Raw genomic sequence first — 8,237 nt, 5'->3', positions numbered from 1 at the left:
CGCCGCCAAGGTGCTGCTCGAGTACAAGAAGCTCCGGGTACGCATCACCGGGCACACGGATGGCGATGGCGACCGCGAGAACAACGTGAAGCTGTCGCAAGCTCGCGCCGACTCGGTGAAGACCTACCTGGTAGGCAAAGGTGTGGACGCCTCCCGCATCGAGACTCGGGGCGCCGGGCCGGACGAGCCGGTGGCCGACAACGACACGCCTGCAGGCAAGCAGAAGAACCGACGGATCGAGCTCCAGCTCATCCAGTGACTGTCGTCTGAAGGCTACAGTCGAAGGCTGTAGACGACGACGGCGTTTGGGAGAAGTATCGGAAGCTGGCCCGGCTTCAGCCGGGCCGCGGGTTGGCACGAGGTTCGCTGAGGCGGACCGGGGTCCTTGCTCGAGGAACGAGAAGCCATGGGTTTGCGCAATCGATCGACACTACTGGGTTCTTCCATCGTCATCACTCTGCTGGCGTCCACTGCCAGCGCAGCACCTACGCTGCGCAAACAGGTGGATTTGAAGGGTGACTTTGCTCTGGTGGGGAACACCCTCGGATTCGAGTGCGCCGCAGGCACTCCAGCCCCGGTGGTGGGCACCGTGGGCGCCTGTGGGAACAACGTGAACGACACATCGCCGGACCTCCACTGGCGTAGCGATGACCCCGCAGCGGGACAGGTCCAAGCCAATACGTCAATCACCCCGGCGACGGCGCGCAGCACGGCGATGTTGGTGCTGCCCGCGGGCGCCACGGTCAACTATGCGCGTCTGTACTGGGCTGGCGTCCAGGCCGGCGGTGACAACACCGTGACCATCGAGCGGCCGGGCACGTTCACCCAGAACCTGGTGGCGGACCAGGTGTTCACCTCGGGCACCACCTACCAGAGCACGGCGGACGTCACCACGTTGCTGCAGACCAACGGGGCGGGGGCGTTTCGCGTCAGCGGCGTCGGAACCACGTCCTTCGTCAATGCCAACAACAGCGGGTTGATCGGCGGCTGGTGGCTGGTCGTCTTCTACGAAGACTTGACAGAGCCGCCACGGAATCTCGCCATCTTCGACGGCTTGGACTCCGTGACCAACGGCAATCCGGCGAGTGGAAGCCTCAGTGGGTTTCTGGTTCCGAACGCGGGCTTCAACGCTCGCTTGGGCGTCGTGACCTGGGAGGGCGACGCGCAGCTCGTGGGTGACTCGCTTCGTTTCGGCGTGGCGCCGCTTGGCAGTGCCGACCGCCTCTCCGATGCGCAGAACCCGATCGACAACTTCTTCAATTCGACGCGTTCGTCTCTCGGCGCTCCCGTCTCGGTAGTGGGGGACCTGCCTCAGCTCACGGGCACGGCCCAGAGCATGGGCGGCATGGACCTCGACATCGTGAACATCACGAATCGAGTGACCCCAGGGCAGACCAGCGCCGACATCCAGGCGACCAGCTCCGGAGACATCTACTATCTGGGTGGCTTCATCACCAGTATCTCGACCTTCAAGCCGGAGTTCACCGGTTCCGAGAAGACCGTCACGGACGTGAACGGCGGCTCGGTTCTGCCGGGAGACACGCTCGAGTACACCATCAACGTCGTCAACAGCGGCAACGACACCGCGGTGAACACCGTGCTCGCGGACCTGGTTCCGGCGGGCGTGACGTACAAGCCGGGCACCATCCAGATCGTGTCGGGGCCGAACACCGGCGCCAAGACGGATGCGGCCGGGGACGATCAGGCCGAGTACAACGCCGGTAGCAAGACCGTCACCGTGCGCTTGGGCGTGGGAGCGAATGCGACCCAAGGAGGCACGCTGGCGGTGGGTGAGACCACCGTCGTGAAGTTCCAGGTGACGGTGGACGCGAACGCGAGCGGCACCATCGAGAATCAGGCGAGCATCCAGGCGTCCGGCCTGTTGGGCGCGCCCGCCAACAATTGGCCGACGGACGGCAACGGCTCGGGTCCAGGGTCGCCCCCCACGCCGATCGTGGTGGACGAGTGCCAAACGGACGCGCAGTGCAGCGCGCCGACCCCGAAGTGCAACACGGTGCCGAACCCCAACGTCTGCGTGCAGTGCCTCACGAGCGCGAACTGCAGTGGCACGACGCCGGTGTGCAACGCGGCCAAGACCTGCGTGGGCTGCACTGCTGACTCACAGTGCGGCGGCGCCACGCCGGCGTGTCAGCCGTCGGGTGCCTGCGGCCAGTGCTCGGCGACGAACAGCACGGCCTGCACGGGCGCCACTCCGGTGTGCGACGTGAGCGGCGGCGTGTGCGTGGGGTGCCTCACGGACGCGAACTGCAGCGGCACCACGCCGGTGTGCAACACCACGACCAAGACCTGCCAGGGCTGCGCCACGGACGCCGACTGCGGCGGATCGACGCCGGCGTGTCAAGCGTCCGGCGCTTGCGGCCAGTGCTCGTCGACCAACAGCACGGCCTGCACCGGAACTACGCCGGTGTGCAACACGACTCAGGGCGTGTGTGTGGGCTGCGTCAGCAACAACGACTGCAGCGGTACCACGCCGGTGTGCGACACCGGCGCCGGTAGCTGCGTGGGATGCCTGAGCGACTCGGACTGCGACGGCCTCACGCCCAACTGCGATGCGGGCACCAAGGTCTGCGGCTGCGTCGCCCAGAGCGCCGAGGTGTGCGGCAACGGCAAGGACGACGACTGCAACGGCACCATCGACGACGGTTGCGTCGACACCGACAACGACGGGCTCTCGGACGACGAGGAGGCGAAGCTCGGAACCGATCCGAACGACGCCGATAGTGACGATGACGGCGTGCTCGACGGCGACGAGCCGAGCCCCGGCACCGACACGGATGGCGACGGCCTGATCAACGCTCTCGACCCCGACAGTGACGACGACGGCTTGTTCGACGGTACCGAGCTCGGCAAGGACTGCGCGAACGCCGCCACGGATCCCAAGGCCAAGGCCTGCATCCCCGATGGCGACCAGGGCGCCACCACGACGGATCCGCTGAACGCGGACACCGACGGCGGCGGCGTGAGTGACGGCTCGGAGGACGCAAACCTGAACGGCGTGGTCGACAGCGGCGAGACCGATCCGACGGCGACCCACGACGGCGACGACAGCTCCGTGGTGGACACCGACAAGGACGGCTTGTCCGACGCTCTGGAGACGTTCCTCGGTTCCAACCCGAACGACGCCGACAGTGACGACGATGGGCTGCTCGACGGTAGCGAGCACAACCCCTCCCACGACACCGATGGCGACGGCCTGATCAACGTGTTGGACGTGGATAGCGACAACGACGCGCTGTTCGACGGCACCGAGACCGGGAAGAACTGCGATGACCCGGCGACGGACGCGAGCCTCGGTCACTGCAAGGCGGACGCCGACCCCTCCACCACGACCAGCCCGCTCTTGGCCGATACCGATGGCGGCGGCGTCACGGACGGCTCCGAGGACGCCAACCTCGACGGCGCGCTGGACAGCGGCGAGACCGACCCGACCAGCGGTCATGGTGCGGACGACAGCAACGTGGTCGACAGCGACAAGGACGGGCTCTCCGACGCTCTGGAAGCGACGCTGGGAACGAACCCGAACGACGCGGACAGCGACGACGACGGCCTGCCGGATGGCGCCGAGCCCAACCCGAGTGACGACCACGACGGCGACGGCAAGATCAATCCGCTCGATGAGGACAGCGACGGCGACGGCCTGTTCGACGGTACCGAGGCGGGTCGCGGCTGCAATGACCCCGGAACCGACGCGAGCGCGGGCAAGTGCACGCCGGACGCGGATCCGACGACCACCACCGGGGTGCTGACGGCCGACACGGACAAGGGCAGCGTGCCGGACGGCGAAGAAGACGCGAACCACAACGGCGCGGTGGACTCGGGTGAGACCGATCCCAACGATCCGAAGGACGACGTCTGCGCCACCGACACCGACTGCAGCGGTCCCAACAGCGGCTTCGTCTGCGGCGACGAAAAGAAGTGCGTGCCCGGCTGTCGAGGCGTGGGCACCGACAGCGGCTGTCCCACCGGTCAGGAGTGCACTTCCACCGACCAGAGCATCGGACAGTGCGTACCCACCGGCACTGGCGGCGCCGCGGGCGCCGCCGGCAGCGGCGGTGCGGCGGGTAGCGGCGGTGCGGCGGGTAGCGGCGGTGCGGCGGGTAGCGGCACCGGCGGCAGTCCGTCTGGCGTCGCGCTCGAGGGTGGCGGCTGCTCCTGCAGCGCCCCGAGCTCGGGCTCCAACACCGCCGGATGGCTGTTGGCACTGGTCGGCATCGCGCTGCTCGGCGCCCGGAGGCGCCGGCGTTGAGCCGGCGCCCAGCCCCCGTTCCCCTCAGGAGTCGAAATGAAAAAGGCACTCGCATCCTTGCTGGCGCTCGCCGCATCTCTGTCCGCGTTCTCTGCTCAGGCCCAGACCAAGGGCGGCTTCGCGCTCGATCGCTTTGATCCATCCGAGCGGGGGAGCGACTGGTTCGCCCTCGAGTCGTTGGATCTGCGTGGCAACGGGCGCATGGCCCTCGGAGTGGTCGGCGAGTGGGCCTACAAGCCGCTGGTCATCTACGACGAGAATGGGGACGAGGTCACCGCCGTGGTGGAGCATCAGGTGTTCGCCCATGTCGGCGGCGCCGTGAACCTGTTCGACCGCTTGCGCCTGGCCGCCTCCTTGCCCGTGTCCGTCGTCAACAGCGGAGACGGCGGCACGGTGAACGGTGTGGCAGTGTCCAGCGACACCGGCGGCGGCATTGGCGATCTGCGGCTAGGGGCGGACCTGCGCCTGCTCGGCACGTACAGAAGCCCGTTCTCGCTGGCGTTCGGAGCGCAGGTGCATCTGCCGACGGGCAACCAGGACGCATTCACCGGCGACGGCAAGGTGCGCATCGTGCCCCGATTGATGGCCGCAGGAGACGTCGGGCCGATGGCCTACGCCGTTCGTGCCAGCTTCAACTACCGCGCGCAGAACGACAATTTCGGCGGGGATCCGTTCGGTAGCGAGCTCGGCTTCGGGGCCGCGCTCGGCGTTCGCGTTCTCGACGACAAGCTGCTGCTGGGACCCGAGCTCACCGGCTCCACGGTGGTGAGCGACGGCGGCGATGGCATCTTCGATCGCCGGACCACGCCCGTGGAGCTCATCGGCGGTGGCCACTACACCGTGGCGGACGATTGGCACATTGGTCTCGGCGCGGGTCCGGGTCTGACCCGTGGCTACGGCTCGCCCAAGGTGCGAGTGCTGGCGAGTCTCGAGTACTTCCCCAAGGTGAAGGAGGAGACGGCACCCCCGCCGCCGCCGGATCGCGACGACGACGGAATCCTGGATCAGGACGACGCCTGTCCCGACGTGCCCGGCATTCGCACCGACGATCCGAAGACCAACGGCTGCCCGCCGCCGAACGATCGGGACGGGGACGGTATCGTCGACGACAAGGACGCCTGCCCCGACGAGAAGGGCGTCGCCAGCGAAGACCCGGCCAAGAACGGCTGCCCGCTGCCGGGCGATCGCGACGGCGACGGCATCACCGACGACCAGGACGCGTGCCCGGACGAGAAGGGCGTCGCCAATGACGACCCGGCGAAGAACGGCTGCCCGCCGCCCAAGGACACCGATGGCGACGGCATCATCGATCCCGAGGACGCATGTCCGGATCAGGCCGGGCCGGCCAGCCCGGATCCGAAGAAGAACGGCTGCCCCAAGGCCAAGGTCGTCGGCAAGAAGATCGAGATCTTGGAGCGCGTCGAGTTCGACACCAACAAGGCCACGATCCGTCCGGAGAGCGACGGTGTGCTCACGGCGGTTCTCGACATCTTGAAGGGCCACCCGGAGATCAAGAAGGTGAGTGTGGAGGGCCACACGGACAATCGAGGCGCTCGCTTCTACAACATCGGGCTCAGCAAGCGGCGCGCGGCGTCCGTGGTGAAGTGGCTCACCAGCCGCGGCATCGACAAGGGTCGCCTGACGTCCAACGGCTTCGGTCCCGACAAACCCATCGACACGAACGACACCGAGGACGGTCGCCAGAACAACCGCCGCGTGGAGTTCAACATCGTGCAGGTCGAGGGCACGACCAACGTGAAGCAGTGATCACGGCGGCGTGATCCCGGAGCGGAACATGCGGAAGATCCGGGGCGGGGACTCGGCGATGAGCTCACTGGCCACGTAGCCCATCGCCGAGGCGCCCTCGGCCGCACTGCAGGCTCCAATAAAGCGTTGCCCTGGAGCGTCCAGCACGCGCTGCACGACGGGGCGGCCTTGGCCGTCCCGCGCCACGTCCGTGCCATCGCCGGCGAGGTCGAACACCAGACACCCGCGATAGCCGTCGATGCCAAGGCTGGTCGGGCCCGCCGGCGTGGCCAGCAGGTGGGACGCTCCGCCGGCGAAGAACAGATCCGCAGCGTTCACCCGACCGTTGAAACAGCTCGCGTCCTCGGCCGAGAGCAGCCGCCCGGCGTACAGCCAGCTCGCGCCGTGATCGAGGCTCCGGAGGAGCTCGATGCGAATGGACGAGGGGCCCGAGACGCAGCCCACTGCCAGATCGAGCACGCCCCCAGGGCGAACCAACGCTCCGGGCTCCGTGAGCGCGATGCAGTCCTTCATCTGGGCGAAGTTCGTGGCCACGGCCACCGCGCCTTCGGACGAGAAGCTGCTCTCGCTCGTCCAGCCGATGGCGGGCCCCTCGGCGACCCAGGGGCCGGGGGGCTCGGGAGCAGAGAACGCCGCGATGTGCCCGAGGTCGTAGGCCAGCACGTCTCCCGGAAGGACCATGTAGCTGTGGGTGAAGAGCTTCCAGCGCCGGGCGGCGTTGCCGTCTTCCGGGTCGTAGACCAGCGACGAGACTTCGTGGACGAGGTTGCCGCTGCACGTTCCGCTCGGGCAGCGACTGGAGCCCGAGCTCACGGGGACTTGAAATGGAGCCGAGACGTTGGCGTCGGCGACGTAGGTCCAGGTCGCGCCGGCGTCGCTCGAGACGGCGATGCGCGTCTGGATGGAGCTCGTTGCCGTGACCGCGGAGTAGCTCATGGCGCCCGCCGGTGCGCCGGCGGGGTACTCCACGGAGGGATCGAAGGTGCCGCGCTCCGCCGGCGGATCGCCCACCACGGTCAGCTCCGGCGCTACGGTCGGGTCCACACCGTCCGCGTTCGGCAGCGCCACGCAGCTGCCACCCGCGCCGGCTCCGCCGCCAGCACCCGCGCTGCCCCCCGTGCCACCCGCTGCACCACTCGCGCCTGCCGAGCCGCCCGCCCCCGCGGCCCCGCCGCCCCCGTCGCTGGCGGGGCCACCCTTCGTTTCACCGCCGCCACAGGCCGGACACAGCGCCAGACACAGCCACAGCCATCGCATCAACTGGAGGTTACGCAGAGAAAACCGCCGCTGCCACCGATTCCGGTGCAGGTGCTGGTGGCGGTGTCGCAGTAGCCGAGGCATTCGCTGCCGGTGCAGGCTTCACCCGCTGCTTTGCGCGCCTGACACGTGGCGCCGTCGCAGTAGGCGTCATCGGCACAGTTCGAAGATCCTGAGGAACAGTCGCCGCCGACGGCGATGCGTGCCGCGCATTGCTTGCTCTGTTGGTCGCAGTACGCCGAGTCGACGCAGGAATCGTAGCCTTCGCAGGGCGCCCCCACGGCTCCCTTCTTCTTGCAGATGTCGTTGGTGCTATCGCAGTAGTAGTCGCTGTCGCCGTAGCTGCCGCACTCGTACTCCGTGGTGGCGTCGGAGCTGTTGTTGCAGGGCGCGCCCTCCTCGGGAGGCAACGACAAGATGCAGCTCCCCTTGTCGGTGCTCGAGCTGTAGACGCACTTCTCGACGCCCACGTCGGGCTGGGCGCAGTCGAAATCGAAGTCACAGGCCGCGCCGGGGCCGCCCTTGCCGGAAATCACCTTGCCGCATACGTCCGGTTCTCGACCCGTGGAGCAGCTGTCGAACCAAGTCGATAGTTGAGTCAGGCACTCGTCGCCCAGGGCCTTGTCGTAGTGCGCGCCCTTGTCCATCGCCTGACTCACGGCGATGGATCCGAGGTAGCCGTAGAGCTGCTCGCACGCCTTGACCTCGTGCGCTTGGCCGTTCTGAGCGCAACACGGGGCGATACCGGCGCACAGGGCGTGAGCGTAGCGCTTGTACCAGTCTTCGGCGGGGGAGGCTTCGTCGTCGCTGCCGCAGGCGGACAAGGCCAGGAGCCCGAGACACAAGGCAAGAGCAGGGCGAAAGAGCTTCATCGTCCCAATCATACGCCCAAATCAGGCCGTTCTCCCTGGACCTGAAATAACGCGGAGGGCTCCACCGAAAGGGT

At 67.8% G+C, this 8,237-nt stretch carries 5 protein-coding genes; 3 read left to right on the top strand and 2 right to left on the bottom strand.

The genetic code is table 11. The features are described 5' to 3' along the window. The 3 genes from H6717_29775 to H6717_29765 all read left to right on the top strand — a co-directional run. The coding region (locus H6717_29775) for an OmpA family protein (GenBank protein MCB9581256.1) at positions 1-259 on the top strand (259 nt) is incomplete at its 5' end. A gap of 147 nt (positions 260-406) precedes the next feature. Next, positions 407-4,267, top strand: coding sequence for a DUF11 domain-containing protein (locus H6717_29770; GenBank protein ID MCB9581255.1), 3,861 nt, complete (start codon positions 407-409; stop codon positions 4,265-4,267). A gap of 201 nt (positions 4,268-4,468) precedes the next feature. Further along, on the top strand, positions 4,469-6,034 hold the full coding sequence (locus H6717_29765) for an OmpA family protein (GenBank protein MCB9581254.1): 1,566 nt from the start codon (positions 4,469-4,471) through the stop codon (positions 6,032-6,034). Here H6717_29765 and H6717_29760 read toward each other — a convergent pair whose 3' ends face one another. Both H6717_29760 and H6717_29755 read right to left on the bottom strand, forming a co-directional pair. Further along, entirely contained in the window at positions 6,035-7,291 is a 1,257-nt protein-coding gene (locus H6717_29760; protein ID MCB9581253.1) for a hypothetical protein, read from the bottom strand. It abuts the gene before it with no gap. Continuing rightward, positions 7,291-8,163, bottom strand: coding sequence for a hypothetical protein (locus H6717_29755; GenBank protein ID MCB9581252.1), 873 nt, complete (start codon positions 8,161-8,163; stop codon positions 7,291-7,293). The genes H6717_29760 and H6717_29755 overlap by 1 nt, the downstream gene beginning before the upstream one ends. Positions 8,164-8,237: the final 74 nt, after the last annotated feature.

The sequence above is a fragment of the Polyangiaceae bacterium genome (genome assembly GCA_020633235.1).
Taxonomy (GTDB): domain Bacteria; phylum Myxococcota_A; class Polyangia; order Polyangiales; family Polyangiaceae; genus JACKEA01.
This window is presented reverse-complemented; position numbering and strand designations above follow the sequence as displayed.